Source organism: Sphingomonas sp. HT-1 (assembly GCF_048568905.1).
GTDB lineage: Bacteria > Pseudomonadota > Alphaproteobacteria > Sphingomonadales > Sphingomonadaceae > Sphingomonas.
Map to the genome: position 1 here is coordinate 1,634,913 of NZ_CP183770.1, position 25,870 is coordinate 1,660,782.

A 25,870-nucleotide genomic window follows, 5' to 3' on the forward strand; every position below is an offset into this window, starting at 1 on the left:
TCCGGTCGGCTAAAGCTTGCAGGGAGGCCGGTGGCCCCACTAGATATGGCGTGCCTATGAAAGATAATTACGCGAGAGGATAGTCTTGGCGGCGACCGTCACCCCGCACGCGATGGCCGAACGGATCGGCGCCGAGCATGTCTCGGACTGGGTGGAGGTCACCCAGGCGATGATCGACCAGTTCGCGGAAGCGACCGGCGACCACCAGTTCATCCATGTCGATCCGGTACGCGCGGGCGAAACGCCGTTCGGCGGCACGATCGCGCATGGTTTCCTGTCGCTCTCGCTGATGCCGATGCTCGCCGTCCGCACCGATGCGCCGGGGATCGAAGGCGCGCGGATGGGCGTGAACTATGGGGGGAACAAGGTGCGGTTCATCACCCCGGTGCGCTCGGGCAAGCGGGTGCGCGGGCGGTTCACGCTCAAGAAGTTCGTCGAGCGCCAGCCCGGCGTCTGGGAACAGGTGCAGGAATATCGGCTCGAGATCGAAGGCGAGGAGAAGCCGGCGGTGATCGCCGAGTGGATCGCGCTGATTTACGTCTAAATTCCCCTCCCGCTTGCGGGAGGGGTTAGGGGAGGGGCTGGTCTAGCCTCGAAACAACGGAACCGGAGGGGCCCAACCCCTCCCCCAGCCCCTCCTGCAAGCGGGAGGGGAGCGAAGAAGGAAGGACAGGAAATGCGCTCCGCAGTCATCGTTTCCACCGCCCGCACGGGCATCGGCCGGGCCTATCGCGGGGCGTTCAACGCCACGCCGGCGCCGACGCTGGGCGCGCACGCCATCCGCGCCGCGGTCGAGCGGGCGGGCATCGAGCCGGGCCAGGTCGACGACGTCGTGTTCGGCGCCGCGCTCCAGCAGGGCAGCCAGGCGCCCAACATCGCCCGCCTGGCATTGCTCCGCGCCGGGCTGCCGGTGGACGTGCCGGGCATGTCGATCGACCGGCAATGCGCCTCGGGCCTGATGGCGATCGCCACCGCGGCCAAGCAGATCGTCGTCGACAATATGGATATCACGCTGGGCGGCGGCGTGGAGTCGATCAGCCTCGTCCAGACCCCGCAGATGCGCGTCGAGCCCGACCGTGAGCTGATTGCGATGCACAACGACACCTATATGCCGATGCTCCAGACTGCCGAGGTGGTCGCCGCCCGCTACGGCATCGGCCGCGATGCGTGCGACGCCTATGCCTTCCAGTCGCAGCAGCGCACCGCCGCCGCGCAGGCCGCGGGCAAGTTCGACGACGAGATCGTGCCCGTCACCGCTACGATGAACCTGGTCAACAAGGAGACCAAGGAAGTCTCGCAGAAGGAAATCACGCTTTCCAAGGACGAGGGCAATCGCCCCGAGACGACGCTGGAGGGCCTGCAGGCGCTTCAGCCGGTGGTGCCGAACGGCACCGTCACCGCGGGCAATGCCAGCCAGCTGTCCGACGGTTCCTCGGCCGCGGTGCTGATGGAGGAGAAGCTTGCCGAGCAGCGCGGCCTCACCCCGCTGGGCCGCTATGTCGGCATGGCGGTGGCGGGCACCAAGCCCGACGAAATGGGCATTGGCCCGGTCTATGCGATCCCCAAGCTGCTCGAGCGCTTCAACCTTAAGATGGACGATATCGGCCTGTGGGAGCTGAACGAAGCGTTCGCGGTGCAGGTGCTCTACTGCCGCGACAAGCTGGGCATTCCTAACGAGCTGCTCAACGTCAACGGCGGCGCGATCTCGATCGGCCACCCCTATGGCATGTCGGGCGCGCGGATGACAGGCCATGCATTGATCGAAGGCAAGCGTCGCGGCGCGAAGTATGTCGTCGTCACCATGTGCATCGGCGGCGGCATGGGCGCAGCGGGTCTTTTCGAGACACTCTAAGGGCTTGACCGGAGGGTGCCCGCCACGGCACCCTCCCTTCCATGACGGCAGCAACCTACGCCGATGGCGTTTCGCTTCGCAGCGGACTCCGCGCATGCACACAGAGCTTCGTGCTCCGCGGCCGCGCAACGCGCAGCGAGCTTGCCAGCGCCCTGATCCTGATCGCCTTTGGCGAGGCCATGCTTCTCGTGCTGGTGCATTTCTTTCACCCGCCCACGGCCCTCGGATTACCCATCCTCTGGCGGCGCGTCGCCTTCGAGCAATCGCTGGCATTGCTGCTGCTCGTACCCTTGATAGGGCTGGGCGCGCGGCGCCTGCACGATGTGGGCTTGCCGGTGCTTCCCGGCGTCGTGCTGGCGCTGATCGTGCTGGCAGGCTGGCTCAATCGGCAGCAGGTGGCGATTGGGCTGCACGGGGGCCTACCCGTACTATCTTGGGCTGCACCGGTGGCATTGACGATCCTGGTGATCGCGCTTTTCTGGTCGCCGATGATTGGGACCAATCGCTTCGGTGCCGATCCGCGAGCCCGCTGAACCCGCAGAGCAACGACAAGCTATTGCTCTTTCAACATTGTTAGCGATACCCTGTCCCAAACGCCCGTTCGATAGGGCAGCAACAGGACGAGGAAGCAATGGGGGATGGCGTGGCGCTGGTGGCCGATATCGGCCGCCAATCGGTCCGGTTCGGCTTGACCGGAGGCGAGGAAGGCACTGATCCGCGCGAGCAGCAGCGCTTCTTCAACGCCGATCACCCTACGTTCACCAGCGCACTGATCACCTATCTCACCCGCGTCGGGCTGCGCGATGCACGCCTGCCGAGCGCATTGGCGGTGGCCGGCCCGGTGCGCGGCGATCTGATCAACCTTACCGGCAGCCGCTGGTATATCTCGTTGGCCGGGGTGGAAGCGGTGTTGCGCGAGCGCCCGATTGCGCTGAACGAATGCTCGGCAAATGCACTGGCGCTGACCCGGCTGCCGCAGGCGGCGTTCACGCCCCTGTCCGGTCCGCCGCCCAAGCCCCCGAGCCCGCAAGGCAATTATGCAGTGGTTGGGATCGGCACCGGGCTCGGCGTATCCGCCCTGATCGGTGCGGATGGGCGGCTGGTGCCCGTGCAGAGCGAAGCCGGCCACATCGCCTTTGCGCCGCAGACGGCGGAAGAGGAACGTTTCGCGGCCTTCTGCCGCAGTCGCGGCATGCTGGTGGAGGTGGAGACGCTACTCAGCGCCGGGGGTCTTCTCTTGGCATATGAGGCGCTGTCGGGCGGCAAAAGGCTGCGCGCGCCGGAAGACGTCACCCGCAATGTCGGGCGCGATCCGATCTGCACCGATGTCGTGCGGATGTTCGCCCAGCATCTCGGCGCCTTTGTGGGGGATCTCGCGTTGACGTTCGACGCGTGGGACGGCGTGTTCCTCACCGGCGCGATCGCTCGCGCGCTGCAGGTCGATCTGGCCGGTCCCTGTTTTCGCAAGCGCATGGAAGCGCGCATCGCCTTTCGCCGCCCGCTGTCGGAAGTCCCGGTGGCGCTGGTCAATCGCAACGACCTGGAGCTGATCGGCGCCGCCGCCGCCCTCCGGAACGCCTGAGCGGGCCTGCACGTTACCCGGCCAGATCCTAAGGAGACGATCATGGCCGACACCGTCGAACTGAAGAAGCATTTCTGGTCCAAGCTGGCGAGCAGCCCCTATATGATGGTGGGTCTGCAGGACGGACAGCACAGCGAACCGCTGACCGCACAACTGGACGAGGACCAGATCGACACGATCTTCTTCTTCATCGGCAAGGACAATCGCATGGCCAAGGGTGGCCCGGCGATGGCGCAGTTCGTCGCAAAGGGGCATGATTTCTTCGCGTGCCTGGCCGGCACCGCGCGGATCGACAACGACTTCGCGATGATCGACAAGCTGTGGGACAACCAGGTGGAAGCCTGGTTCCCCGGCGGCAAGCAGGATCCGAACCTCGCACTGCTGCGCCTAGACATCGAAGATGCCGAAATGTGGGAGACCGATATGTCGGTCACCGGCAAGCTGAAGATGCTGTTCGGCGGCAAGATCCGATCGGACGAAACCGGCAGCCACGCCAAGGTGGATACCACCGCAGAATCCTGATCCGCGATTGACCGGGCGGCGCCGCTGCGCGATCCAGGGCCATGGGCCCTTCCCTCGCGCACCGCGTCCGCACCGAAGCGCATGCCGTTTGGCTCGCGATCCGCGATCCGCGCACGCCCCTGGCTGCGCGGATCGTCGGCGTTTTAGTCGCGGCCTATGCGCTGTCGCCGATAGACCTGATCCCTGATTTCGTTCCCGTGCTCGGGCTGGTCGACGATGCGATTCTGATCCCGCTCGGCATCTGGCTATTCGAGAAGCTGATCCCGGCCGAGCAGTTCGCCGAGCATCGGATCGAGGCGGAAAAGGCAAGCGGGCGCCCCGTCAGCTGGGGCGGCATCGCCATTATTCTCGCGATTTGGGCGCTGCTCGCCTGGCTGGTGTGGAGCTGGCTCGTCACCCGCTACGATTGACGAGCCCGCCTAAGGGCTGCTGCTCAACCTGCGTGAGTCGCCATCCACTGCTCGACCACCGGCGCAATCCGGTTGCGCCACTTCGAACCGTTGAAAATGCCATAATGGCCCACGCCTTCGGCCAGGTGATACTGGCGATAGGCTTCCGGCAGGTTCTTCGCGCAGGTAAGCGCCGCCTTGGTCTGACCGATGCCGGAGATATCGTCGCGCTCGCCTTCGATTGCCAGCACGCCGATATCGGTGATCGCACCCGGATCGACCAGCCGGCCGCGATGCGTCATCGTTCCCTTAGGCAGAGCATGCGACTGGAACACGACGTCGATCGTCTGGAGGTAGAATTCGGCGGTCATGTCGCAGACCGAGCGATATTCCTCGTAGAACTTCATCGTCGCATCGGCGCTCTCGTCATCGCCCTGAACGAGGTGCTTGAACATTTCCCAATGCGAGATCAGGTGGTTGCCCAGGTTCATCGTCATGAAACCGGCGAGCTGCAGGAAACCCGGATACACTTTCCGCCCGGCGCCGGCATAGGTCATCGGGACGGTGGCGATCACGTTATGCTCGAACCAGGTGAACGGCCGCTCGGTCGCGAGCGTGTTGACGGCGGTGGGCGCCTCGCGCGTGTCGATCGGGCCGCCCATCATGGTCAGCGTGCGCGGACGGTTGGGATGCTTGTCGGCGCTCATCAGCGCCGCGGCCGCGTAGCAGGGCACGGAAGGCTGACAGACGGCGAGCATGTGCGGACGCGGATCGCCCTCCGCTCCGATATGCTCCAGGAACGCGATTAGATAGTCGATATAATCGTCGAGGTCGAACCGGCCCTCCGACGTCGGCACGAGTTTCGCGTCGCGCCAGTCGGTGATGTACACGTCCGCCACCGGCAGCATCCGCTCCACCGTGCCTCGCAGCAGCGTGGCATAGTGGCCGGACATCGGCGCGACGATCAGCAGCTTCGGGCCACCTTCCACGCCCTTGCGCACGAACCGCTTCAGCTGGCCGAACGGCTTGCGCAGCACCACTTCCTCCTGCACCTCCACCATTTGGCCGTCGATCACGGTCTGATCGAGCAGGAACCTGGGCTTGCCGCGCGGTGCCGAGGCATGCGCAAACACCTCCAGCGCAGAGGCGAGCACCGGTCCGCCCCCGAAATAGGCGAAGGGATTGGCAGGATTGTTGAGCAGGCCTGCGCCGAAATTGGCCAAAGCGCTCGCTCCGGCGAGCATGGAACGCTGAATCTCGTAGGCGTCGTACAGCATAGATTTCCTTCCCCGTGCCCCGATCCCTGCAGCGGGGGTTTGTTATGATCCATATAGACGGCGGCGTTGTGCGCCGCAATGTCGTACCAATGCGGAACCGAGACAGTCGCGGGTGGTTCCCCTGCCTCGCGAACCGCGCTACGCGCTCGCCATGGCCGATACGATCCCGCCGCCGGCGCCCCGCCGCAAGCTCAGCAGCCTGCTCGTCATCTGGCGTTTCACGCGCGGCTATCCGCTACAGATCGCCATCGCGACCGCAGCGCTGATCACGTCGTCGCTCGCGACGCTATGGATCCCGCGCACGTTCAAGCAAATCGTCGACAACGGCTTTTCCGCCGGTGCCGATACCAGCGAGATCGGCGTGTATTTCCAGGGTCTGCTGGCGGTGATCCTGGTGCTATCGATCGCGACAGCGGTGCGCTTCTACGCGGTATCGTGGGTGGCCGAGCGCACCGTGGCCGATCTCCGCGTCGCCGTGCACCGCAACCTGCTGCGCCTGCCGCCGAAATGGTTCGAGGAAAATCGCCCGTCCGAAATCGCATCGCGCCTTACATCGGATACGGCACTGGTCGAACAGGTGGTGGGATCGACCGTATCCACCGCGTTGCGCAACCTGCTCACGGGCATTGGCGGCGTAATCTACCTCTTCGTGCTTGCGCCGAAGATCGCCGCCTATCTGATCGTCGGCATGCCGCTCACCGTGCTTCCCATCGTGTGGTTGGGGGGGCGCGTGCGCCAATACTCGCGCACCAGCCAGGATCGCGTCGCCGATATCGGCGCAATCGCATCGGAAACGCTGGGCGCAATGCAGATCGTGCAGGCTTTCGGACAGGAGCCGCGCGAAGGGAAGCGATTCGAAGATGCGGTGACGCGCAGTTTCGCTGCGGCCAAACGGCGGTTCGCGCTGCGGGCAGTGATGACGGCGCTGGTGATCGGCCTGCTCTTCACCGCGATCACCCTGATCATGTGGGATGCGGTTGCCGGGGTCGCGGCCGGGCAGATCAGCGGGGGCGCGATCACCGCCTTCGTCATCACCGCTGGCCTGGTCACCGGCTCGTTCGGCGCGCTGACCGAGGTTTATGGGGATCTGCTGCGCGCGTCCGGCGCGGCCAGCAGGCTGGCGGAACTGCTCGCGCAGGAGCCGGATATCGCCGCGCCGGCCCGGCCCACGCCCCTGCCCCGCCCTGCCGAAGGCGCCATCGCATTCGATTGCGTTACCTTCCGCTACCCAACCCGTCCCGAAGTCTCGGCACTCCAGGACTTTTCGCTGTTCGTAGCGCCTGGCGAGACGGTTGCGGTGGTGGGCCCGTCGGGTGCGGGCAAGTCCACTCTCTTCCAGTTGCTGCAGCGTTTCTACGATCCTGAATCGGGCGAGATCCGGGTCGATGGAGTCGCCATTCCCAGCGCCGATCCCGCCGATGTCCGGGCCCGCATCGCGATGGTGCCGCAAGAGACGGTGATCTTCGCCGCCAGCGCTCGGGATAACCTTCGCTACGGCGACTGGAACGCTAGCGACGACGCCATCTGGGCGGCCGCCGAGGCGGCCAATGCCGCCAGCTTCCTTCGCGACCTGCCCGATGGGCTCGATACCTATCTGGGGGAAGGCGGAGCGCGGCTATCCGGCGGCCAGCGCCAGCGACTGGCCATCGCCCGCGCGCTGCTGCGCGACACGCCGATTCTTCTGCTCGACGAAGCGACCAGCGCTCTCGACGCGGAAAGCGAAAGGCTGGTGCAGGATGCGCTGGAACGGCTGATGCATGGGCGCACCACCTTGGTAATCGCCCACCGCCTCGCCACCGTGCGGGCGGCAGGCCGCATCATCGTGATGGATGCCGGCCGCATTGTGGAGACCGGCACCCATGCGGAGTTGGTCGCCAAGGGCGGGCTCTATGCCCGGCTGGCCGCGCTGCAGTTCCAGGAAAGCGCTTAAGCCGCGATCGCCCTGCGCGCCGCCACCCATTCGAGGAACGCCGCCGCCTCCAAAGGCCGCGCGAACCAATAGCCCTGCCCTTCCTCGCAGCCCATGGCGGCCAGAAGCTGCGCGGTCTCCTCCGTCTCCACGCCCTCCGCGACAACGCGACGGCCCAGCTTGTGGATCAGTCCCACCATCGTTTCGATCAGCACATGATCGGCGCCTCCGTCGGTGCCGAGGCAGCGGACGAACGCCTGATCGATCTTCACCACGTGCGCAGGCACCTGCTGCAGATAAGCAAGACTGCTGTGCCCGGTGCCAAAATCGTCGATCGCCAGCGCGACCCCCGCCGCCGCCAGTTCGCGCAGCATGGCCAGCGCCTTTTCGGGCTCGGCCATCACCGCACTCTCGGTAAGCTCGATTTCCAGCTGCTCGGGTCGCAACTGGCGTGCAAGCAACGCCAGTTGCACGCGCTGGATCAGGTCCGTCTCCATCAGATTGGCAGCCGAAAGGTTGATCGATAGCGTCAGGTTGATGCCTGCCGCCTGCCAGCGAACCAGTTGGTCGAGCGCCTGCTCCAGCACCCATTGCGTGATCGGCTGGGCCAATGCGGTTTGCTCGATGATCGGGATGAATTCGGCCGGCGATATGTCACCCAGCACGGGATGACGCCACCGCAGCAACGTTTCCGCCCCCACGCACGCGCCGGTGCGAAGGTCGATCCGCGGCTGGTACACGAGCCGCAGTTGATCTCCCGCCTCCAGCGCCGCGCCGAAATCCTGGAGAAGATCGTACCGCCGGCGCATCGCCTGATCGCGTTCGGCCGAATAAAGCGCGATGGCGCCATCGGTGCGGCGCGCGTCCTGCGCCGCGCTGATCGCTCCACGCAGAACGTCTTCCGACGAAACCTCACCCAAGCGGAACGGCCGCATGCCCACGGCCACACTGGTGACAAACCGCACGCTGGAAGTCGCCCGCATGGTTTCGAACGCCTGCTCGAGCAGCGGCTGATAGGTTTCGGGTTTCATATCGGGGGGCGAAAGGAACGCGAATTGGGTGGTGCCGATATGATAGGCGGTACGATCGGCGCCCAGCGCCGCCTGGATTGCGCGCGACGCTTCACGCACCATCTCGTCGACGCGCGGCGCGCCCATTGCGCTCACGATTTTGGCGATCTGGTCGTCGCGAGCAAGGTCGCCGACCACCGCGATCCGGGCTTGCCCCGGATAGTCCCGCGCCAGATCAATCAGATCGTCGCGAAACTGCGCGCGGGTCGGCAGGCCGCTGATGGGATCGATCCGTCCGAAAGCGTGCTGCAGTTCGATCTGCGTCATCACCATCGCCGCGAGATCGGCCAGCGCGCCGAGCTCCGCCTCGGTGGCATGGCGCGGCGCCATGCCTAGTACGCACAGCGCGCCCAGCCCATAGCCATCGCTGGTGATGAGTGGTGCGCCCGCATAGAAACGGGTGCCGGCCTGGGCGAGCAGGCTGTCGGCATAGCCGGGGTGCGTCGCGAAGTCCTCAATGATCACAAAGTCGCACGTCTCGGCGACTTCGGCGCAAGGCGCTTTGTGCCGCGGGATGCTGCAATGCTCGACACCCACCCGCGACTTGAACCATTGCCGGTCCCTGTCGGTCAGCGATACCGCCGCCACCGGCAGGCCGAAAATCTGTGCCGCCATTCGCGTAATGCGGTCGAAATGCTCGCTCGGCGGCGTGTCCAGCAGTTTCAGCTGGTGCAGCGTGTCCAGCCGGGCGGCTTCGCGATAATCCTGCACAATCGTTTCCCTTCACCTTTCATTATAGAGGCGGGCGGAAACGATTTTCCCAAAACCAGCGGGGATTGCGCTATTGTCCGGTGATGCTCTTCGCCAAGGCCTCGGCGACCTTGATGCCGTCGATCGCCGCCGAAAGGATGCCGCCGGCATAACCCGCGCCTTCGCCAGCCGGGAACAGCCGCGGCGTGTTGAGGCTCTGCAGGTCCGGCCCGCGGGTGATCCGTAGCGGCGAGGAGGTGCGCGTCTCCACGCCGGTCATCACCGCCTCGGGATGGTCGTAGCGGGCGATCTGGCGGCCGAACACGGGCAGCGCCTCGCGGAACGCCTCGATCACGAAATCGGGCAGGCAAGCGGAGAGATCGGTGGGCGTGACCCCCGGCTTGTAGCTCGGTACCACCTGGCCCAGTGCGGTGGAGGGCCGCCCGGCGAGCAGGTCGCCGACCAGCTGCCCCGGCGCGTTGTAGTTGGAGCCGCCGGCGATAAAGGCCGCGTCCTCCCATTTCCGCTGCAACTCGATGCCCGCGAGCGGACCGCCCGGATAGTCGCGCGCGGGGTCGATCGCCACGACCAGCCCAGAATTGGCGTTGAACTCGGCACGCGAATACTGGCTCATGCCGTTGGTGACGACGCGGCCCTCCTCCGAGGTCGCCGCCACCACCCGGCCGCCCGGGCACATGCAGAAGCTGTAGACGGTGCGGCCATTGGCGCAGTGGTGCGACAGCGCATAGGCGGCGGCGCCCAGGTCCGGATGCTTGGCGCAGTTGCCGAAGCGCGCCTGGTCGATCCAGCTCTGCGGATGCTCGATCCGCACGCCGATCGAGAAAGGCTTGGCCTCCAGATGCACGCCCATGCGGTGAAGCATCTCGAAGGTCGGGCGCGCGCTGTGCCCCACCGCGAGGACGACGTGATCGGCCTCCAGGAAGCTGCCATCGTGCAGGTGCAGGCCGCGCATCTTGCGCTCGCCGTCGAGCTCGATCGCATCGACGCGCGTCTGCCAGCGATATTCGCCGCCCAGTTCCTCGATGGTGCGGCGCATGCTCTCCACCATCGAGACGAGGCGGAAGGTGCCGATGTGCGGATGCGCCTGCCACAGGATGTCGTCGGGCGCACCGGCCTTCACAAACTCCTCGAGCACCTTGCGGCCGAGGAAGCGCGGATCCTTCACCCGGCAATAGAGCTTGCCGTCCGAGAAAGTTCCTGCTCCGCCCTCGCCGAACTGGACGTTCGAGTCCGGGTTGAGCTCGGAGCGGCGCCACAGACCCCACGTGTCCTTGGTCCGCTCTCGCACGATCTTGCCGCGATCGACGATGATCGGGCGGAAACCCATCTGGGCGAGGATCAGGCCCGCGAACAGCCCGCACGGCCCTGCGCCGATCACCACTGGGCGCAACCCCTGCCACCCTTCGGGCGCATGGACCGGCGGGCGGTAGGTCATGTCCGGCGTGGGCCGCACATCCTTGTCACCGGCGAGGCGCGCCAGCACCTCGGCCTCGTCCGCCAGATCGACGTCGACCGTGTAGACCAGCAGGATCGCATTGCGTCGCCGGGCGTCATTGCCGCGCTTGAACACAGTAAACCCGCGCACCTCGGCCGGCGCCACGCCCAGCCGCAATGCGATCGCCGGGGCCAGTGCATCGGCGGGATGATCGAGCGGCAAGGAAAGTCCGGACAGGCGCAGCATCGAAACGTGGATTCCAGCAGATTTGGGGGTGAAGGTGCATCCCTTATACAAGGTAGCGTCGATGGGAACCCGTAACCCCGCCCGTCCTCCCGGCGAAAGCCGGAATCCATTGGGGTCTCCATCCCGCCATTATCTGCGACCGAGCGGCGAATGGATCCCCGCTTTCGCCGGGAGGACGGCGTGGAAAGCGAGTCCCCGCAACGCCATGTGCTATTAGCGTCAGTCCGTCCTCCGGCAAACCGCAGATCGGTGCGTACCGTTCAGTCGCGCGCCAGCGAGTCGCGCAGCGCCTGCGCCTCGCGGTTGAGTGCCGCCAGCCGCTCCAGCGCCATGTCGGTCTTCTCCACAAGCGCCTCGCCCAGGCAGCCGCATTCCTCGCGGATCGCCTGGCCCTGGTCGGAGAGAAACACCTGCACCTGGCGTTCGTCCTCCGGGTTGCGCTTGCGCTCGACCAGCCCGGCCGCCTCCAGTCGCTTCACCAGCGGCGTGATCGTGCTGGATTCGAGCGCCAGCCGCTCGGCAATTGCGCCCACTGTGCGGCCGTCCTTCTCCCACAGCGCATGGAGCACCAGATATTGCGGATAGGTGATCCCCAGCCGGTCGAGGATCGGCTTGTAGACGCGCGTGATCGCCATGCTCGCGCCGTAGAGCGAGAAGCAGAGCTGGCTGTCGAGCGGAAGCGGCGCAGGCATGGGCAGAAACTCCTCTCCGCCGACCATGGCGGTACAAAACGCATATCGCGATAAATAATCTCTGGACAAGAGGTTCAGCATCGCCTATCCGCCGATTATCGCGATAACGGTTATCGCGGGAATTAAGGGAGACACACGATGTCGGTCGATGTGAAGTACACCACCAAGGCGACGGCAACCGGCGGTCGCGACGGCAGCGCGCGTTCGGAAGACGGCGTGCTGGAAGTCAAACTCTCGACCCCGAAAGAACTTGGTGGCGCCGGCGGCGACGGCACCAACCCGGAACAGCTGTTCGCGGCAGGCTATTCGGCCTGCTTCATCGGCGCGCTGAAGGCGGTCGGTGCGCAAATGAAGATCAAGGTTCCGGCGGACGTGACGGTCACTGCGACGGTGGGCATCGGCCCGCGTTCGGAAGGCGGCTTCGGCATCACCGCAGACCTGCTGGTCAACCTGCCCGGCCTCGACCGCGCGGAGGCGCAGAAGCTGGTCGACGCCGCGCACCAAGTTTGCCCCTATTCGAACGCGACCCGCGGCAACGTGGATGTCGGTCTGACGCTGGCCTGATGCTTGCGAGCCCTCTCCCTTCGGGGAGAGGGCCGTGTGCTTTATACGCGCATATCCAGCAGCGAACCCATCATCCGGTCCTCGGTCCGGATCACCGACAGGTTTGCGCGGAAGGAAAACAGCGCCTTGCGCTGTTCGACGTCTTCGCTCGCGAAGTCGATGTCGGGCGCCTCGATCATACCGTCTTCGTCGGCATCCTGCGATTCGGGATCGTAGCGCGGCCCCGTCCCGGGCACCGCCGGCACCGGCTTGGCGTTCACCCCGCCGGCCGCGGCCGCCGCCTGATAGATCGCGATCGGCTGGTAGGCGTGATTGACCGTCTTGCCGATCGCCGTAGCCGCCGTCACTGCCTTGGCGGTCTCGCCCGTCGTTTGGACGTTGGCGAGGTTTTGCGCGCTCGCGTTGACGCGCGCGACGCTGGCCTGAAGCCCCGTCAGGGCGATGTTGGTGGCGATCATGGCGCTACTCCGATGTACCATGATCGCAGTCATTCGTAATCGATCGGTGGACGAACATGGTGCATGCGCGGCTAACCCGATCGCCGCGCCGGGGTGGTCAGTTCAGGCCCCGGCTGCGCAGCAGCGCGTCCGGCGCGGGCATCCGCCCCCGGAACGCGATATAGCTTTCGGCTGGATCGCGCGTGTTGCCGCGTTCCAGCACCTCGCGGCGCAGCTTCGCCGCCATCGCCGGATCGAAGATGTCACCCGCCTCCTCGAAGGCCTGGAATCCGTCGGCGTCCATCACTTCCGCCCAGGTATAGGCATAATAGGCCGCCGCGTAGCCTCCGTCGAAGATGTGACTGAAATGCGCGAGGCGATGGCGCATCCCAACTTCGGGCGGCACGCCCAGCGCCTGCAGTTCCGCCGCCTCCCAGGTACGCGGATGGAAGTCGTCCGGCAGGCTGGTCAGCATGTGGAGCCGCATGTCGAGGATTGCGGAGGAAAGCTGCTGGACCGTCAGATAACCCTGGTTGAACGTGCGGGACTGGAGCAGCGCCTGCAGCATCGCGTCCGGCATGGGTTCTCCCGCGGCGTTGCGGGCATAGCGCCGCAAGGTCTCCGGCGCGACCACCCAATGCTCGTACACCTGGCTCGGGAACTCGACGAAATCCCGCGGCACGGCGGTGCCGGAAAGGCTGGGGTAGCGCACCTTGCTGAGCAGGCCGTGCAGGCCATGGCCAAATTCGTGGAACAGCGTTCGCGCTTCGTCCATCGAAATCAGCGCCGGCTGGCCCGGCGCGGGCGGCACGATATTCTGGTTGTTCACGACGATCGGCTGTTCGCCGAACAGATCGTTCTGGTCGCGCAGGCTGTTCATCCAGGCGCCGGGGCGCTTGGTCGGCCGCGCGAACCAGTCGGCATAGAACAGGCCGATTTTGCGCCCGTCGGCCTCGCGCAACTCCCACACACGCACGCCTTCCGCATAGACGGGCACGTCGGGCCGCGCATGGGCGGTGATGCCATAGAGCCGTTGGGTCGTGTCGAACAGCGCGGCGACCATCCCCTCCAGCGGCAGATATTGCTTCACCGCCGCCTCATCGAGGGCGAAGCGCTCCTTGCGCACCTGCTCGGCATAATAGCGCCAATCCCAGGGCTCCACCCTGGCGATGCCGTCCCGCGCCGCGCAGGCGGCGATATCGCGCAGCTCCTCTCCGGCGCGCGCCAGCGCCGGACGATAGACGCGCATCAGCAGCTCGGTCGCGGCGGCCGGCGTCTTCGCCATCCGGTTCTGTAGCACGAAGGCGGCATGGCTCTCCGCGCCGAGCAGCCTTGCCCGCTCGATCCGCAACGCGAGAAGCCGGGTAACAATCGCATTGGTATCATTCGCATTGCCATGATCGCCGCGCATCACGAAGGCGCGCCACACTTTCTCGCGCGCGTCGCGGTTCGGTGCAGCGGTCAGGAACGGCTCTGCAGCGGAACGGGTAGCGGGGAACAGGAAACTGCCGGAATGCCCAGCAGTCTCCGCGGCCATCGCCGCGGCGCTGCGCTGGTCCTCGGGCAGGCCCGTGACCTCGGTTGCAGACAGCAACACGCTGCCAGCCTTCTGGTCCGCAAGTAGCTTCTGACCGAAATCGACGCTCAGCGTCGCCATTTCCTCGTTGATTGCGGCGATGCGGGCGCGCTCGTCCGGGCCGAGCGCCGCGCCAGCGCGCACAAACCGCTCGTGCACCTCCTGCAACAGCCGCGCCTGTTCGGGCGTAAGGGTCAGGCCCGCGCGCGCGTTCCAAAGCGCACGGATCCGGCCGAACAGCTTCGGATCCAGCCATGTCTCGTTGGCGAGGCGAGTCAGCTTGGGGGTGACATGTTCTTCGATGCGCTGAATTGCGTCACTCGCGTCGGCGGAGGCCACATTGAAGAACGCGCTGGCGATGCGGCCAAGCAGTCGCCCCGCCCCCTCCATCGCCTCGATCGTGTTGGCGAAGCTCGGCGGAGCGGGGTCGTCTGCGATGCGGCGATAGCCGGCATGCGCTTCGGCGAGCGCCACGTCGAAGGCGGGCGCATACTGCTCCGGGCGGATACGGTCATAAGGCGGCACGCCATCGGGCGTCGTCCAGGTTTCGAGCAGCGGGTTGACGGTCTGATCGGCCGCCGAGCCAGGCGCCTGCGGCGCCGTCGCGTCGGGAAGTGGGGATGCCAGCATGGCGAGAGCAGTACAGGCAAGCAGCCGCGTTCGCACGACAAATCTCCCGCGCGGGCGGCGTGCGGAGTGAGCCGGCTGCCGGCCTCGCCTTCAGCGCACCAAGAAGGTCGCGTCCCCCTCCGGCCTGGCCAGCCCGATCGAACCGCTCCGATAGACCAGGCTGGCCCCTGGGCGATCCGCGGCATCGAACCGCACCTTGCCGCCTGGTCGGGCGCGTCGATCGGCACCAGCAGGATCGCGCCCCCGCGGGTCGCGATTGCCGTGCCCACCGCACCCGCCAGGAACAGGCGGCGATCGATGGTCATCTTCTCTCCCTTTAACAGGGGTATTTCAGCCAAACACGCAGCGCAACCGCGCGTACGAAAAGGCGAGCCGCGCCACGGCGCAGCCCGCCCTTTAGGATCTTGCCAGTCTTATGCTTCGATGTTGCGGCGGAACGTCTCCGGCAGAAAGAACACGCCGATCACCACCGTAACGGCGGCGACCACCACCGGATACCAAAGTCCATAATAGATGTTGCCCGTCGCCGCGACCATCGCGAACGCCGTGGTCGGCAGGAAGCCGCCGAACCAGCCATTGCCAATGTGATAGGGCAGCGACATCGAGGTATAGCGGATGCGGCTGGGGAACAGTTCGACCAGCATAGCCGCGATGGGGCCATACACCGCCGTGACCAGCAGCACGAAGAAGAACAGGATCGCTACCACCAACACGGTGTTCACCTGCGCCGGATCGGCCTTGGCCGGATAGCCGGCATCGGCGAGCCCGCCCTTCACCCGTCCCTGGAAGTCGGTAATCGCCGCCTTGCGGTCCGCGCCCGCCACCTGGGCGGGATTGGGCGCCACGAAGCTTACATCGCCGATCCGGATCTGCGCCACCGTTCCGGCAGGCGCCTCGATATTCTGATAGTTGATGCCGCCCTTGGCCAGATAGGACTTGGCGATGTCGCAGCTCGTCGCGTCGAACTTGTTGCGCCCGATCGGATCGAACTGGAACGAGCACTCCGCCGGATTTGCGATCACCGAAACCGGCGCCGTCGCCACCGCGCGGGCGAGCGCGGGATTGGCCGCGTTGGTGAGCATGCCGAACAGCGGGAAATAGGTAAGCGCCGCCACCGCGCATCCGGTGAGGATGATCGGCTTGCGCCCGATCTTGTCCGAAAGCCAGCCAAAGATGACGAAGAACGGCGTGCCGAGCGCAAGCGCGATGGCGATCAGGATATTGGCGGTGGCGCCATCCACCTTCAGCATCTTCTCCAGGAAGAAAAGCGCATAGAATTGGCCGGTGTACCAAACCACCGCTTGTCCGGCGACTGCGCCGATCAGCGCGATGATCACCCAGCGCAGATTGCCCCATTTGCCAAAAGCTTCGGTCAGCGGCGCCTTCGACGTGGTGCCCTCGTCCTTCATCTTCTGGAACACCGGGCTTTCGGAGAGCTGCAGCCGGATCCACATCGAAACGGCGAGCAGCACGATCGAGATCAGGAACGGCATGCGCCAGCCCCAGCTGGCGAACGCTGCCTCGCCCAGGACGGTGCGCAGGCCGATCACGACGAGCAGAGCGGCGAAGAGGCCAAGCGTGGCCGTCGTCTGGATCCAGCTGGTGTACAGGCCGCGCTTGTTGTCCGGGGCGTGCTCGGCAACGTAAGTTGCGGCGCCGCCATATTCGCCGCCCAGCGCGAGTCCCTGGATCAGCCGCAGCGCGACGAGAATGAACGGCGCTGCCACCCCGATCGTGGCATAGGCGGGGAGCAGACCCACCGCGAAGGTGGAAAGGCCCATCAGCCCCATGGTGACGAGGAAGGTGTTCTTGCGCCCGACCAGATCGCCGACCCGCCCGAACACGAGCGCCCCGAACGGTCGTACCGCAAACCCCGCCGCGAACGCCGCCAGCGCAAGGATGAAGCCCGTCGTCTCGTTCACACCCGAAAAGAACTGGGCCGAGATGTAGCTCGCCAACAGACCGTAGAGATAGAAATCATACCATTCGAACACCGTCCCCAGCGACGAAGCGGCGATGACGAGTTTCTCGTTCTGCGTCGCCCTGTGGTGCTTGGGAAGCCCGTCATCATATGCGGTCGCCATCATCCTCTCCCTTGTTAAAATCCGTATTTAAAGGCCATTTCGATGCGGTCGAGCGCACCACTGTCTCCCGACACGAGCTCACGCTGACCGTGGCGATACTCGATGCCGACATCCATCCCCTTCACCGGCGTCCAGAACAGATTGGCCGCCGCACTCCACGCCGCCTTGTTGGCAAGCAGCGTCACCGCCAACCTGTCAGGATATTGCGCTGTCTGATAGCTGCCGGTGAAGGTAGAACGCAGGTTATTGGTCCAGCCCAGCTTCAGCGCAGCGAAGGCGGCGAAATTGTCGATCCTGGCCATGCGGGTGGCCGTGCCGCCGAACAGCGCATCGGGCACATAGCCCAGTCCCAGATACCGGCCGATCCCCTGGCCATAGGTGGCCATGAACCGCACGTCGTGGCGCGTCCCGATCGGCACCCGCCCGGCGCCGGAGACGCCCCAGCCGACTGCGCTGTCGCCCACTCCGCCAACTTCCGCGTGCAGTTCGCGGGCGATGCCGGCGAGCGAAAAGTCGCCGAGCCGCGTCTTCCAGTTCACCCGCGCGACGAGGTCCGGCAGGCGCTCATGGTCGTTGTCCACCAGCGCCGCCGCCGAAGGCAGCGCGGTTTCAGTCTGCGGATTTTCGATCGCGATTTGGAAATTGCTGCCGCCGCGCAATGGCGTGGTGTAGCGGATCAGGCCCTGCCGATTGAACACCGTGCCTTCCAGCGGCCCGACGAAATCGGTGCTTTCGGGCAGCACCGCCACGTTCTGGAAGGTCGACCATTCCTGCCCGACGAGCCATCGGCCATATTCGATGAAGCCGCGCCGGAAGGTGGGTACATAGGGGTTTGTCGCGCGCTGAGCGCCCACCGGCGCAGTTGCCAGCGCGAAGTCGAACTCGATGTGCGTCTTGATGTCGGTGCCGTTCATGGGCGTGGTCGCGGTGACCGCCAAGCGCGTTTGTCGCGCCGAAAGCAGCATGTCGCGGCTCGAATAGCCGCCGCCGACCGGGATTTGCTGCGGCAGGTAGAATTCCTTGCCAAGTCCACCCGTCGGTATCTCGCCGTCATTATACCGTGTGGCGATGGCGTTCAGCCGTACGAAGCCGCTCAGCTTCACCGTCGATCCGCCCATGCGGAAGCCGTCGCGCGGGGGCGCCGTCTCCAGCGCAGCGACGCGCTTCTCGGTCGCCACGCTCGCCTGCGTCGCTGCAGCCACTGCCTGGCTGCTCTGTTCGGCAGCCGCGGCGGTGCGCACCTGTTCGGCACGCGCCGACCGGAGTTCGCCGCGCAGTTCGCTCACCGCCTGCTCCAATTCCCGCAGCCGCGCTTCGAGCGCCGCCTCGCGACTGCTCTGGGCGATGGCGGCCGCTGGCGACAGCCCAGCCGCTGCCGTGCCCGCCAGCAGCGCCAGCTTCCAACCTTGCATAATCCTCTCCCGGTCTTGCTCGGATCCCCCCAAGTCTTTCCGGAGCTTGCAACATCGCCGCGAGCCGGGTCCTCGCACCAGATAGACCTTGGTCGAACCTGCCGGGCCGCGATGTTCGACCTTTGGCCAAGGTGCGCCGCGCCGTGCGCTGCCTTACCGTTCCGGCAAAATGGGAGAGGCACTATGAGCACGATCACGCACAAGGTTCCGGCAGAATGGGCCGATCGCGCGTTCATCGACGCGGCCCGCTACGAAGCGCGCTATGCCCGCGCGGCCGGCGATCCCGACGGCTTCTGGCGCGAGGAGGCACAGCGGATCGACTGGATGCAGCCCTTCACCGTGGTGAAGAACACATCGTTCGACGAAGCCGATTTCGGCATCCGCTGGTTCGAGGATGGGATGCTCAACGTCTCGGCCAACTGCCTCGACCGGCATCTGGCCGAACGTGGCGACAGCCCGGCGATCCTGTGGGAAGCCGATGCGCCCGGCGTCACGCGCACGATCAGCTATCGCGAACTGCACGGTGAAGTATGCCGGATGGCGAACGTGCTGAAGGCGCTCGGGGTGCGCAAGGGCAGCCGCGTAACGCTCTACATGCCGATGATCCCCGAAGCCGCGATGGCGATGCTCGCTTGTGCGCGGATCGGCGCGATCCATTCGGTGGTGTTCGGCGGTTTTTCGCCCGACGCACTCGCCGGCCGTATCCAGGATTGCGACTCTACGCTGGTGATTACCGCCGATGAAGGGTTACGCGGCGGCAAGACGGTACCGCTCAAGGCCAATGTCGACGAGGCGCTCGCGCATTGCACCTCCGTGCAGAAGGTGCTGGTCGTGCGCCGCACCGGCAATCCGGCCGTGGCCATGCAGGCGGGGCGCGACCTGTGGTGGCACGACGCTCGCGAAACCGTGGATGCCGAATGCCCGCCCGAACCGATGAACGCCGAAGACCCGCTGTTCATCCTCTACACCTCCGGTTCCACCGGCAAGCCGAAGGGCGTGCTGCACACCAGCGGCGGCTATCTGGTCTGGGTGGCGATGACCCACCAATATGTGTTCGATTATCGCCCCGGCGACGTCTTCTGGTGCGCGGCGGACATCGGCTGGGTCACCGGGCACAGCTATGTCGTCTATGGCCCGCTGGCCAATGGCGCCACGACCGTGATGTTCGAAGGCGTGCCAAGCTGGCCCGACGCCAGCCGCTTCTGGCAGGTGTGCGATCGGTTTCAGGTCAACATCTTCTATGCCGCGCCCACGGCGTTGCGTGCGCTGATGCGGGAGGGCGACGACTATGTGACGCGCACCTCGCGCGCCTCGATCAAGCTGCTGGGATCGGTGGGCGAACCGATCAACCCGGAAGCCTGGGAATGGTATCACCGCGTCGTCGGTGAGGGGCGCTGCCCGATCGTCGATACCTGGTGGCAGACTGAAACGGGCGGCGCGATGATCACCCCGCTGCCTGGCGCCACCGATCTCAAGCCCGGCAGCGCCAGCAAGCCGATGTTCGGCGTGCTGCCGCAGATCGTCGACAATGACGGCACCGTGCTGGAAGGCGCTACCGAAGGCTGTCTGGTCCTCACCGACAGCTGGCCTGGGCAGATGCGCACCGTTTGGGGCGATCACGAACGCTTCTTCCAGACCTATTTCACCACCTTCCCCGGGAAATACTTCACCGGCGACGGCTGCCGGCGGGACGCGGACGGCTATTACTGGATCACCGGGCGTATCGACGATGTGATCAACGTCTCTGGCCATCGCATGGGCACAGCGGAGGTCGAAAGCGCGCTCGTCGCGCATGCCCGGGTGGCCGAGGCGGCGGTGGTCGGCATGCCCCATGCGATCAAGGGCCAGGGCATCTACGCCTATGTCACGCTGAATGCCGGCGAAGCGGAAAGCGAAACCCTGCGGCGCGAGCTGGTGCAATGGGTGCGCCACGAGATCGGCCCGATCGCGACGCCGGACGTGATCCAGTTCGCCCCTGCCCTGCCCAAGACGCGGAGCGGCAAGATCATGCGCCGCATCCTGCGCAAGATCGCCGAGGGCGAGATCGGCAGTCTGGGCGACACCTCGACGCTCGCGGATCCCTCCGTAGTCGACAACCTGCTGGAGAATAGGCCACTAGTGGCGGCGTGATGCCGACGATCCTGATAGCCGACGACCACCCGCTGTTCCGCCAGGCGCTCGTCCTGGCGGCCAGCCGCGTGCGGCCGGATGCGCGGATCGTCGAGGCAGGCACGCTCGGCCGCGCAGTGGAAGCGGCAGTGGCCGCCGAGGATCTGGCGCTGATCCTGCTGGACCTGCAGATGCCCGGCGCCGTCGGCTATTCCGGCGTGGCGTTGCTCCATGCCGAACGGCCCGCGGTGCCGATCCTCGTCATCTCCAGTGCCAGCGAAGGCGACGCAGCGCAGCAGGTCCGCGCCTTTGGAGCGGTAGGCTTCATCGGCAAGGGCGCCGATCTCTCCGCGATCGAAGTGGCAATCACGCGCGCGCTGGCCGGCGAGACGATCGCCGCCCGGCCGGACCCGGAGCTCGATCCGGTCGCGGGACAAGTCGCCAGCCTCTCGCCGATGCAGCTCAAGGTCCTGCTGGGCGTGCTTGCGGGACGACTGAACAAGCAGATCGCCTTCGATCTCGGCATCAGCGAAGCGACGGTGAAGGCGCACATGACCGGCATTCTGCGCAAGCTGGACGTGCAGAACCGAACCCAGGCGGTGCTCGCCGCGCGCGCACTCGGCCTCGGCGGCCCGGCCTGACGACACGAGACCAGCGCAACACCAAAAGCCATCCAAACCCAGTCCAAAACGCTCGACATGGGCTCCGCCGCGGCTAAGGTGCCGCGATGCGTGCCATCATCCTCCCCCTCGCCCTCAGCCTCGTCGCTCCCCTCGCTGCCGCTGCGCCGCCGCCCGACCGCTCCGCCGCCGCGCCGCTGGCCGCGATCGAAGCCTGGCTCGCCCGACCGGAAGCTACGCGTCGCCTCGACGATCCCGCGCTCGCCCGCCCCTTGTCCAAGGCCGAAGCGAGCCGCGCCCTGGCGCTGCTCGCTGCCGCACGAACCCGGGTAGTCGCAGCTGCCGAGGGCAACGCGATGGCCGCTAAGCAGATCAGCATCGGCGGTAAGACGCTGAAATGGGAGAGCAAGACCTTTGGCGATGCCGCGCCCGGGCATCGCAGCCTGTGGATCTCGATGCATGGCGGCGGCAATGCCGAGCCGGCGGTGAACGACCAGCAATGGCGCAACCAGATCCGCCTATATACGCCTGCGGAGGGCGTCTACCTCGCCCCGCGCGCCCCCACCGACACCTGGAACCTGTGGCACGAAGGCCATATCGATCCGCTGTTCCAGCGACTGATCGATGCGCAGGTGGCGCTCAACGGCGTGGATCCCAACAAGGTCTACCTGATGGGCTATTCGGCCGGCGGCGACGGCGTGTGGCAGCTCGCGCCGCGCCTGGCAGATCGGTTTGCCGCAGCCGCGATGATGGCGGGCCACCCCAACGACGCGTCGCTGCTCGGGCTGCGCAATCTGCCCTTCGCCATCTTCATGGGCGGCGCCGACGCGGCCTATGGCCGCAACCGTCTCGCCGCCGACAAGAATGCCGAGCTGGACCGGCTGCACGCGGCCGATCCGGACGGATACGTTCATATGGCGCGCATTTATCCGGGCCTGCCGCACTGGATGGGCGGCAAGGATGCGGAAGCGCTGCCCTGGATGGCGGGCTTCACGCGCAACCCTTGGCCCCGCCGCATTGTGTGGCGGCAGGACGATGTGACGCACCCGCGCTTCTACTGGCTCGCGATCCCGGATGCGGCTGCAGCCCACCAAGGCGACATGATCACGGCGGATGTCGCCGGGCAGACGATCACGCTGAGCGGCACCGTGCCCGCCGGCACCACCTTGCGGCTGTCGGACCGCTTGGTCGACCTCGATCGCCCGGTGCGCGTGATCGTCAACGGCAAGCGGGCCTATGCGGGCAAGGTGGTGCGGACTGCCCGCACCATCCAGCAGTCGCTGCTCGAGCGACTGGACCCGGAATCGGCCGCCACGGCGCAACTCGTCCTGCGCTGAGCCACGCACCTATTCGGCCGCGAGCGCCCGCTCGGCTTCGGCCAGCCAGGCCAGCAGCGCCGCCGGCTGCACCGGCTTGGCAATCAGCGGAATGGACGCGGCGGCGGCGCGGGCCCGCGTCGCCTCCTCGGTGTCCGCTGTCACTAGCGCGGCGCGCAGGCCGGGCCGCGCTGCGCGTAGCTGGCCGATCAGGTCGATGCCGTCCGGTCCTTCCCCCAAATGGAAATCGACCAGTGCGACGTCCGTCTGTGCCACCGCCGCCATCGCCTCGGCGGCCGTGGCGGCAAGGTAGACGCGGTGGCCGGCGCGTTCCAGCAGCAGCCGCGCCGCCTCGCGGATCTCGTTCCGGTCATCCACCACCAGCACGTGCCGGGCGGCGACAGGTGGCAGCGCCGTGGCGGGGGGCAATGACGGCAATACGGACGGCGCTTCCGCGCGCGGCAGGGCGATGCTGAACATGCTGCCCCGATCGATACGCGAGCGCAGCCCGATCGTGCCTCCGATCAGCCGGGCACTGCGCTCCACAATCGCTAGGCCCAGCCCCACGCCGCTGGTGCCACTGGTGCCCAGCCGCTCGAACTCGCGGAAGATTGCCGCCTGCTTGTCTTCCGGAATGCCGGGGCCGGTATCGACGACGCAGATGCGCAGGCACGCACCGGCAGGCCGCACGCCCACCAGCACGCCACCGGTGCCGGTGTAGCGCACCGCGTTCGAGACGAAGTTCTGCACGATCGATCGGAGTAGCACCGGGTCCGCCAGCACGGCGCCGGCCGCCGGGCCCAGCCGCAACGCGAGTCCGGCTTCCTCGGCGATCGGGCGGAATGATGCGACCACATCGGCCAGCAGCGGTACGAGCGCCACGGGCTGGATCGCGGGCACGACACCACCGGCATCCAGCTTGGAGATGTCGAGCAGCGCGCGGAGCAGTTCTTCGGCCGCACCGATCGACTGCTCGACACGAGCGACGATCGGGGCATCGGGGCCGCTATGGTCCAGGGCCCCCGCGAACAGGCGGGCGGCATGCAGCGGCTGGAGCAGGTCGTGGCTGGCGGCGGCCAGGAAGCGGGTCTTGTCGCGCGTCGCCGCCGCAAGATCGGCGTTCAGCCGGCGCAGTGCGGCGGTGCGCTCCGCCACGCGCGTCTCCAGCTCGGCACGCGCCCGTTCCAGCCCGGCGCGCGCCTGCGCTTCGGCGGTAATGTCGGTGAAGCACATCACATAGCCGCCGCCCGGCATTGGCCCGCCCACGGTCTTGAGCACGCGCCCATCCCAACGCGTGCGTTCGAAGCTGTGCGAGGCGCCGCGCCGCAGATGGGCGAGCCGGCGGCTGACATGCGCCTCGATCTCGCCGGGGCCGCAATCGCCGCGTTCGGCGTTGAACCGGATTAGATCGGCCACCGGCGTGCCCACCCGCACCATGCCGGGGGGATAATCGAACAGTTCGATATAGCGGCTGTTCCAGGCGATCAGCCGCAGATCGTCGTCAATCACGCTCACGCCGGGGTCGATATTCTCCAGCGTCGCGGCGAGCAGCGATTTCGAGAATTGCAGGCTCTGCCCGCTGGCGTCGAGCATCCGGGCGACGTCCTCCGGCCCCAGCCGCTCGCCGGCCAGCGCCGATGCGACCAGCGCCCGTGCCGAAGGCGCGCCCACCACGCCCGCGATCAGCCGTTCCGCTCGCCGCGCCTCCGCCGCGCCCACTGGGGCGTCCGCCGCGCTGCCGGCGAAGGTGGTCGCCGCTCGCTCCTGTCCCACGAAACGACCGGTAAAGGCAATCAGCCCGGCCATGTCGTGCACCGTGCCCACCCGTTGGCGCAGCGGCAGGCGCGGCAGCGATGCGCCGATCCCGCGCGCCGAAAGCAGCGCGAACACCGCCAGATTGGCACCCAGGCTCCAGACCACGCCGTGCACCAGCGGCGACATCGCACCGATGCCCAGCAGGTGGCGCGGATCGATCGGGCTGCCGGCCAGCGCCGCCAGCAGCGCGGGCGGCAGGATCGGCGGCAGCGCCAGCGTGTAGAGCCAAAGCACCAGCCCCGTCGCCAGCGCCACGATCGCGGCAAGCGCATCGCCATGGCGCCGCTGCGCCGCGAGCAGCAGTAACGGCGCGAACTGCGCCATCGCTGCAAAGGCGATATGTCCGATCGAGGCGAGCCGGTAGTCGGCGGGTACCGCCTGCGCCCAGGCCAGCGCCATGCCGATCACAACCACCACAGACGCTCGCCGCACTCGCAGCAGCAGCCCGCCCAGATCCGGCTGGCTGGCAAGCCGCGCCTGGCGCAGCACCAGCGGGGCGATCAGATCGTTTGAGATCATCGTGGCGAGCGCGATCGTCTCCACCACCACCATCGCTGTGGCCGCCGAAAATCCGCCCAGCGCCGCCAGCAGCGCCAGCGAGGGCATGCCGGCGGATAGCGGCAGCGCCAGCACATAGGCATCGGGCGGCACCGTCGCCGGCACCAGCGCCAGTCCGGCAATAGCGATCGGCGGCACCAGCAGCGCCATGGCGAGCAGATAGCCGATGAACGGCCAGCGCGCCCGGGAGATGTCCGCGGGCGACCGTGCCTCGATCACGCCGATATAGAATTGGCGCGGCAACGCGAGCACCGCCGCCATCGCCAGCGCTGCGATCACCAGCGTCTCGCCGGCGAAACGTTCGGGTGCAAATAGCCGGCCCAGTGCAGCGACGCTCGTCCGCCCCGCGCCCGGTGCCGCCAGCAACAGCGTAAGGGCCAGCCCGGCGACAGCGGCAAGCGCCAGCAGCTTGAACACCGATTCCGCCGCCGTGGCGTACAGCAGACCCTCGTTGCGCCCGGCCCGATCGAAACGCCGCGTGCCGAACAGCAATGCGAACAGCGCCAGCAGCAGTGCAGCCGTCAGCATCGCCACAAAGGCATGGCCCGATCCGCTGACCAGCGCGAACGCCTGGCCGATCGAACGAAGCTGCAGCGCGATATAGGGGATTACGCCCAGCGTCGCGGTCACGGTCACCAGTGCGGCAAGCCCGCGGCTCCTGCCGAAACGCGCGCCGATCAGATCGGAAACGCTGGTCGCACCTTCCTCGCGCGCGGCCTCGGCGATGCGGACGAGCAGCCGAGGTGCCAGCAGGAACAGCAGCGCCGGCCCCAGGTAGATCGGCAGATAGCTCCAGCCGTCATAGGCTGCACTGCCGACCGCGCCGTAAAAGGTCCAGCTGGTACAATAGACGCCCAGCCCCAACGCATACGCGCTCGCCCGCCAGCGCCCGGCGGCGAACCGCGCGCGCCGCCGCTCGACATAGCCGGCGAGCAGGAACATCGCCGATGCAAAGGCGATGGCGGCGATAATGAGTAACGGTGCCGGCATATCCGGCATGGCCCAGGCTCCTCTCCGCCGCCATTAGGGCCCGGCACCCCGCCCGGCGCAAGGGTAAAGCCGCC

20 protein-coding genes are annotated in these 25,870 nt (G+C 66.8%); 11 read left to right on the forward strand and 9 right to left on the reverse strand.

The window, feature by feature from the left end:
* Positions 1-85 precede the first annotated feature (85 nt).
* From ACNFJ7_RS07530 to ACNFJ7_RS07555, 6 genes are all read left to right on the forward strand, one after another.
* Positions 86-544: a MaoC/PaaZ C-terminal domain-containing protein gene (locus ACNFJ7_RS07530; RefSeq protein ID WP_019367822.1), complete on the forward strand. Its 459-nt coding sequence runs from the start codon at positions 86-88 to the stop codon at positions 542-544.
* A 132-nt stretch (positions 545-676) separates the two neighbouring features.
* On the forward strand, positions 677-1,852 hold the full coding sequence (locus ACNFJ7_RS07535; RefSeq protein WP_019367821.1) for an acetyl-CoA C-acyltransferase: 1,176 nt from the start codon (positions 677-679) through the stop codon (positions 1,850-1,852).
* Positions 1,853-1,893: 41 nt separating this feature from the next.
* Positions 1,894-2,385 (forward strand): DUF805 domain-containing protein, encoded by a 492-nt coding sequence (locus tag ACNFJ7_RS07540; protein ID WP_019367820.1) that lies wholly within the window; start codon positions 1,894-1,896, stop codon positions 2,383-2,385.
* 98 nt (positions 2,386-2,483) lie between these two features.
* Positions 2,484-3,434: a glucokinase gene (locus ACNFJ7_RS07545; RefSeq protein WP_019367819.1), complete on the forward strand. Its 951-nt coding sequence runs from the start codon at positions 2,484-2,486 to the stop codon at positions 3,432-3,434.
* A gap of 42 nt (positions 3,435-3,476) precedes the next feature.
* Positions 3,477-3,956, forward strand: coding sequence for a pyridoxamine 5'-phosphate oxidase family protein (locus tag ACNFJ7_RS07550; RefSeq protein WP_019367818.1), 480 nt, complete (start codon positions 3,477-3,479; stop codon positions 3,954-3,956).
* A gap of 41 nt (positions 3,957-3,997) precedes the next feature.
* A complete protein-coding gene (locus ACNFJ7_RS07555) occupies positions 3,998-4,366 on the forward strand; it encodes a YkvA family protein (protein WP_019367817.1) in 369 nt (122 codons plus the stop codon).
* Between the two features lie 23 nt (positions 4,367-4,389).
* Here ACNFJ7_RS07555 and ACNFJ7_RS07560 read toward each other — a convergent pair whose 3' ends face one another.
* A complete protein-coding gene (locus ACNFJ7_RS07560; RefSeq protein WP_019367816.1) occupies positions 4,390-5,622 on the reverse strand; it encodes a polyhydroxyalkanoate depolymerase in 1,233 nt (410 codons plus the stop codon).
* A gap of 151 nt (positions 5,623-5,773) precedes the next feature.
* Here ACNFJ7_RS07560 and ACNFJ7_RS07565 point away from each other — a divergent pair, with 151 nt between their 5' ends.
* Positions 5,774-7,552, forward strand: coding sequence for an ABC transporter transmembrane domain-containing protein (locus ACNFJ7_RS07565; RefSeq protein ID WP_019367815.1), 1,779 nt, complete (start codon positions 5,774-5,776; stop codon positions 7,550-7,552).
* On the opposite strand, the gene ACNFJ7_RS07570 is transcribed toward ACNFJ7_RS07565, so the two are convergent.
* The 3 genes from ACNFJ7_RS07570 to ACNFJ7_RS07580 all read right to left on the reverse strand — a co-directional run bounded on the left by ACNFJ7_RS07570 (position 7,549) and on the right by ACNFJ7_RS07580 (position 11,685).
* Entirely contained in the window at positions 7,549-9,312 is a 1,764-nt protein-coding gene (locus tag ACNFJ7_RS07570) for a putative bifunctional diguanylate cyclase/phosphodiesterase (RefSeq protein WP_019367814.1), read from the reverse strand. The two genes, ACNFJ7_RS07565 and ACNFJ7_RS07570, sit on opposite strands and share 4 nt — an antisense overlap.
* 70 nt (positions 9,313-9,382) lie before the next feature.
* Entirely contained in the window at positions 9,383-10,993 is a 1,611-nt protein-coding gene (locus ACNFJ7_RS07575) for an NAD(P)/FAD-dependent oxidoreductase (RefSeq protein WP_019367813.1), read from the reverse strand.
* Positions 10,994-11,253: 260 nt separating this feature from the next.
* A complete protein-coding gene (locus tag ACNFJ7_RS07580) occupies positions 11,254-11,685 on the reverse strand; it encodes a MarR family winged helix-turn-helix transcriptional regulator (protein WP_026008823.1) in 432 nt (143 codons plus the stop codon).
* Positions 11,686-11,823: 138 nt separating this feature from the next.
* Between ACNFJ7_RS07580 and ACNFJ7_RS07585 the strand changes: the two genes are divergently transcribed.
* Positions 11,824-12,249 (forward strand): organic hydroperoxide resistance protein, encoded by a 426-nt coding sequence (locus tag ACNFJ7_RS07585; RefSeq protein WP_019367811.1) that lies wholly within the window; start codon positions 11,824-11,826, stop codon positions 12,247-12,249.
* A 41-nt stretch (positions 12,250-12,290) separates the two neighbouring features.
* On the opposite strand, the gene ACNFJ7_RS07590 is transcribed toward ACNFJ7_RS07585, so the two are convergent.
* The 4 genes from ACNFJ7_RS07590 to ACNFJ7_RS07605 form a co-directional block, all read right to left on the reverse strand.
* The gene (locus tag ACNFJ7_RS07590) at positions 12,291-12,707 is read right to left on the reverse strand and encodes a flagellar basal body rod protein FlgC (RefSeq protein ID WP_019367810.1); all 417 of its coding nucleotides are present in this window, start codon (positions 12,705-12,707) and stop codon (positions 12,291-12,293) included.
* A 97-nt stretch (positions 12,708-12,804) separates the two neighbouring features.
* Positions 12,805-14,892 (reverse strand): M3 family metallopeptidase, encoded by a 2,088-nt coding sequence (locus tag ACNFJ7_RS07595; protein ID WP_019367809.1) that lies wholly within the window; start codon positions 14,890-14,892, stop codon positions 12,805-12,807.
* Between the two features lie 413 nt (positions 14,893-15,305).
* Positions 15,306-16,976 carry an MFS transporter gene (locus tag ACNFJ7_RS07600; RefSeq protein WP_026008822.1) on the reverse strand — a complete coding sequence of 557 codons (1,671 nt, stop codon included), beginning with the start codon at positions 16,974-16,976 and terminating at the stop codon, positions 15,306-15,308.
* 14 nt (positions 16,977-16,990) lie between these two features.
* A complete protein-coding gene (locus tag ACNFJ7_RS07605; protein ID WP_019367807.1) occupies positions 16,991-18,388 on the reverse strand; it encodes a DcaP family trimeric outer membrane transporter in 1,398 nt (465 codons plus the stop codon).
* A 183-nt stretch (positions 18,389-18,571) separates the two neighbouring features.
* Here ACNFJ7_RS07605 and acs point away from each other — a divergent pair, with 183 nt between their 5' ends.
* The 3 genes from acs to ACNFJ7_RS07620 all read left to right on the forward strand — a co-directional run bounded on the left by acs (position 18,572) and on the right by ACNFJ7_RS07620 (position 22,454).
* Positions 18,572-20,518: an acetate--CoA ligase gene (gene acs / locus ACNFJ7_RS07610; RefSeq protein ID WP_019367806.1), complete on the forward strand. Its 1,947-nt coding sequence runs from the start codon at positions 18,572-18,574 to the stop codon at positions 20,516-20,518.
* A complete protein-coding gene (locus tag ACNFJ7_RS07615) occupies positions 20,518-21,138 on the forward strand; it encodes a response regulator transcription factor (protein ID WP_019367805.1) in 621 nt (206 codons plus the stop codon). The genes acs and ACNFJ7_RS07615 overlap by 1 nt, the downstream gene beginning before the upstream one ends.
* 86 nt (positions 21,139-21,224) lie before the next feature.
* Positions 21,225-22,454 (forward strand): hypothetical protein, encoded by a 1,230-nt coding sequence (locus ACNFJ7_RS07620; protein ID WP_019367804.1) that lies wholly within the window; start codon positions 21,225-21,227, stop codon positions 22,452-22,454.
* 9 nt (positions 22,455-22,463) lie between these two features.
* On the opposite strand, the gene ACNFJ7_RS07625 is transcribed toward ACNFJ7_RS07620, so the two are convergent.
* Complete coding sequence (locus tag ACNFJ7_RS07625; RefSeq protein ID WP_236704509.1) at positions 22,464-25,805, reverse strand: PAS-domain containing protein; 3,342 nt, start codon at positions 25,803-25,805, stop codon at positions 22,464-22,466.
* Positions 25,806-25,870 lie beyond the last annotated feature (65 nt).

What these genes read in the sequence shown, in the direction of transcription:
- ACNFJ7_RS07535 (WP_019367821.1), top strand. Translation starts at nt 677, where the DNA reads ATGCGCTCCGCAGTCATCGTTTCCACCGCCCGCACGGGCATCGGCCGG.
- ACNFJ7_RS07540 (WP_019367820.1), top strand. Translation starts at nt 1,894, where the DNA reads ATGACGGCAGCAACCTACGCCGATGGCGTTTCGCTTCGCAGCGGACTC.
- ACNFJ7_RS07545 (WP_019367819.1), top strand. Translation starts at nt 2,484, where the DNA reads ATGGGGGATGGCGTGGCGCTGGTGGCCGATATCGGCCGCCAATCGGTC.
- ACNFJ7_RS07550 (WP_019367818.1), top strand. Translation starts at nt 3,477, where the DNA reads ATGGCCGACACCGTCGAACTGAAGAAGCATTTCTGGTCCAAGCTGGCG.
- ACNFJ7_RS07555 (WP_019367817.1), top strand. Translation starts at nt 3,998, where the DNA reads ATGGGCCCTTCCCTCGCGCACCGCGTCCGCACCGAAGCGCATGCCGTT.
- ACNFJ7_RS07560 (WP_019367816.1), bottom strand. Translation starts at nt 5,622, where the DNA reads ATGCTGTACGACGCCTACGAGATTCAGCGTTCCATGCTCGCCGGAGCG.
- ACNFJ7_RS07565 (WP_019367815.1), top strand. Translation starts at nt 5,774, where the DNA reads ATGGCCGATACGATCCCGCCGCCGGCGCCCCGCCGCAAGCTCAGCAGC.
- ACNFJ7_RS07575 (WP_019367813.1), bottom strand. Translation starts at nt 10,993, where the DNA reads ATGCTGCGCCTGTCCGGACTTTCCTTGCCGCTCGATCATCCCGCCGAT.
- ACNFJ7_RS07580 (WP_026008823.1), bottom strand. Translation starts at nt 11,685, where the DNA reads ATGCCTGCGCCGCTTCCGCTCGACAGCCAGCTCTGCTTCTCGCTCTAC.
- ACNFJ7_RS07585 (WP_019367811.1), top strand. Translation starts at nt 11,824, where the DNA reads ATGTCGGTCGATGTGAAGTACACCACCAAGGCGACGGCAACCGGCGGT.
- ACNFJ7_RS07590 (WP_019367810.1), bottom strand. Translation starts at nt 12,707, where the DNA reads ATGATCGCCACCAACATCGCCCTGACGGGGCTTCAGGCCAGCGTCGCG.
- ACNFJ7_RS07595 (WP_019367809.1), bottom strand. Translation starts at nt 14,892, where the DNA reads ATGCTGGCATCCCCACTTCCCGACGCGACGGCGCCGCAGGCGCCTGGC.
- ACNFJ7_RS07600 (WP_026008822.1), bottom strand. Translation starts at nt 16,976, where the DNA reads ATGGCGACCGCATATGATGACGGGCTTCCCAAGCACCACAGGGCGACG.
- ACNFJ7_RS07605 (WP_019367807.1), bottom strand. Translation starts at nt 18,388, where the DNA reads ATGCAAGGTTGGAAGCTGGCGCTGCTGGCGGGCACGGCAGCGGCTGGG.
- acs (WP_019367806.1), top strand. Translation starts at nt 18,572, where the DNA reads ATGAGCACGATCACGCACAAGGTTCCGGCAGAATGGGCCGATCGCGCG.
- ACNFJ7_RS07615 (WP_019367805.1), top strand. Translation starts at nt 20,518, where the DNA reads ATGCCGACGATCCTGATAGCCGACGACCACCCGCTGTTCCGCCAGGCG.
- ACNFJ7_RS07620 (WP_019367804.1), top strand. Translation starts at nt 21,225, where the DNA reads ATGCGTGCCATCATCCTCCCCCTCGCCCTCAGCCTCGTCGCTCCCCTC.
- ACNFJ7_RS07625 (WP_236704509.1), bottom strand. Translation starts at nt 25,805, where the DNA reads ATGCCGGATATGCCGGCACCGTTACTCATTATCGCCGCCATCGCCTTT.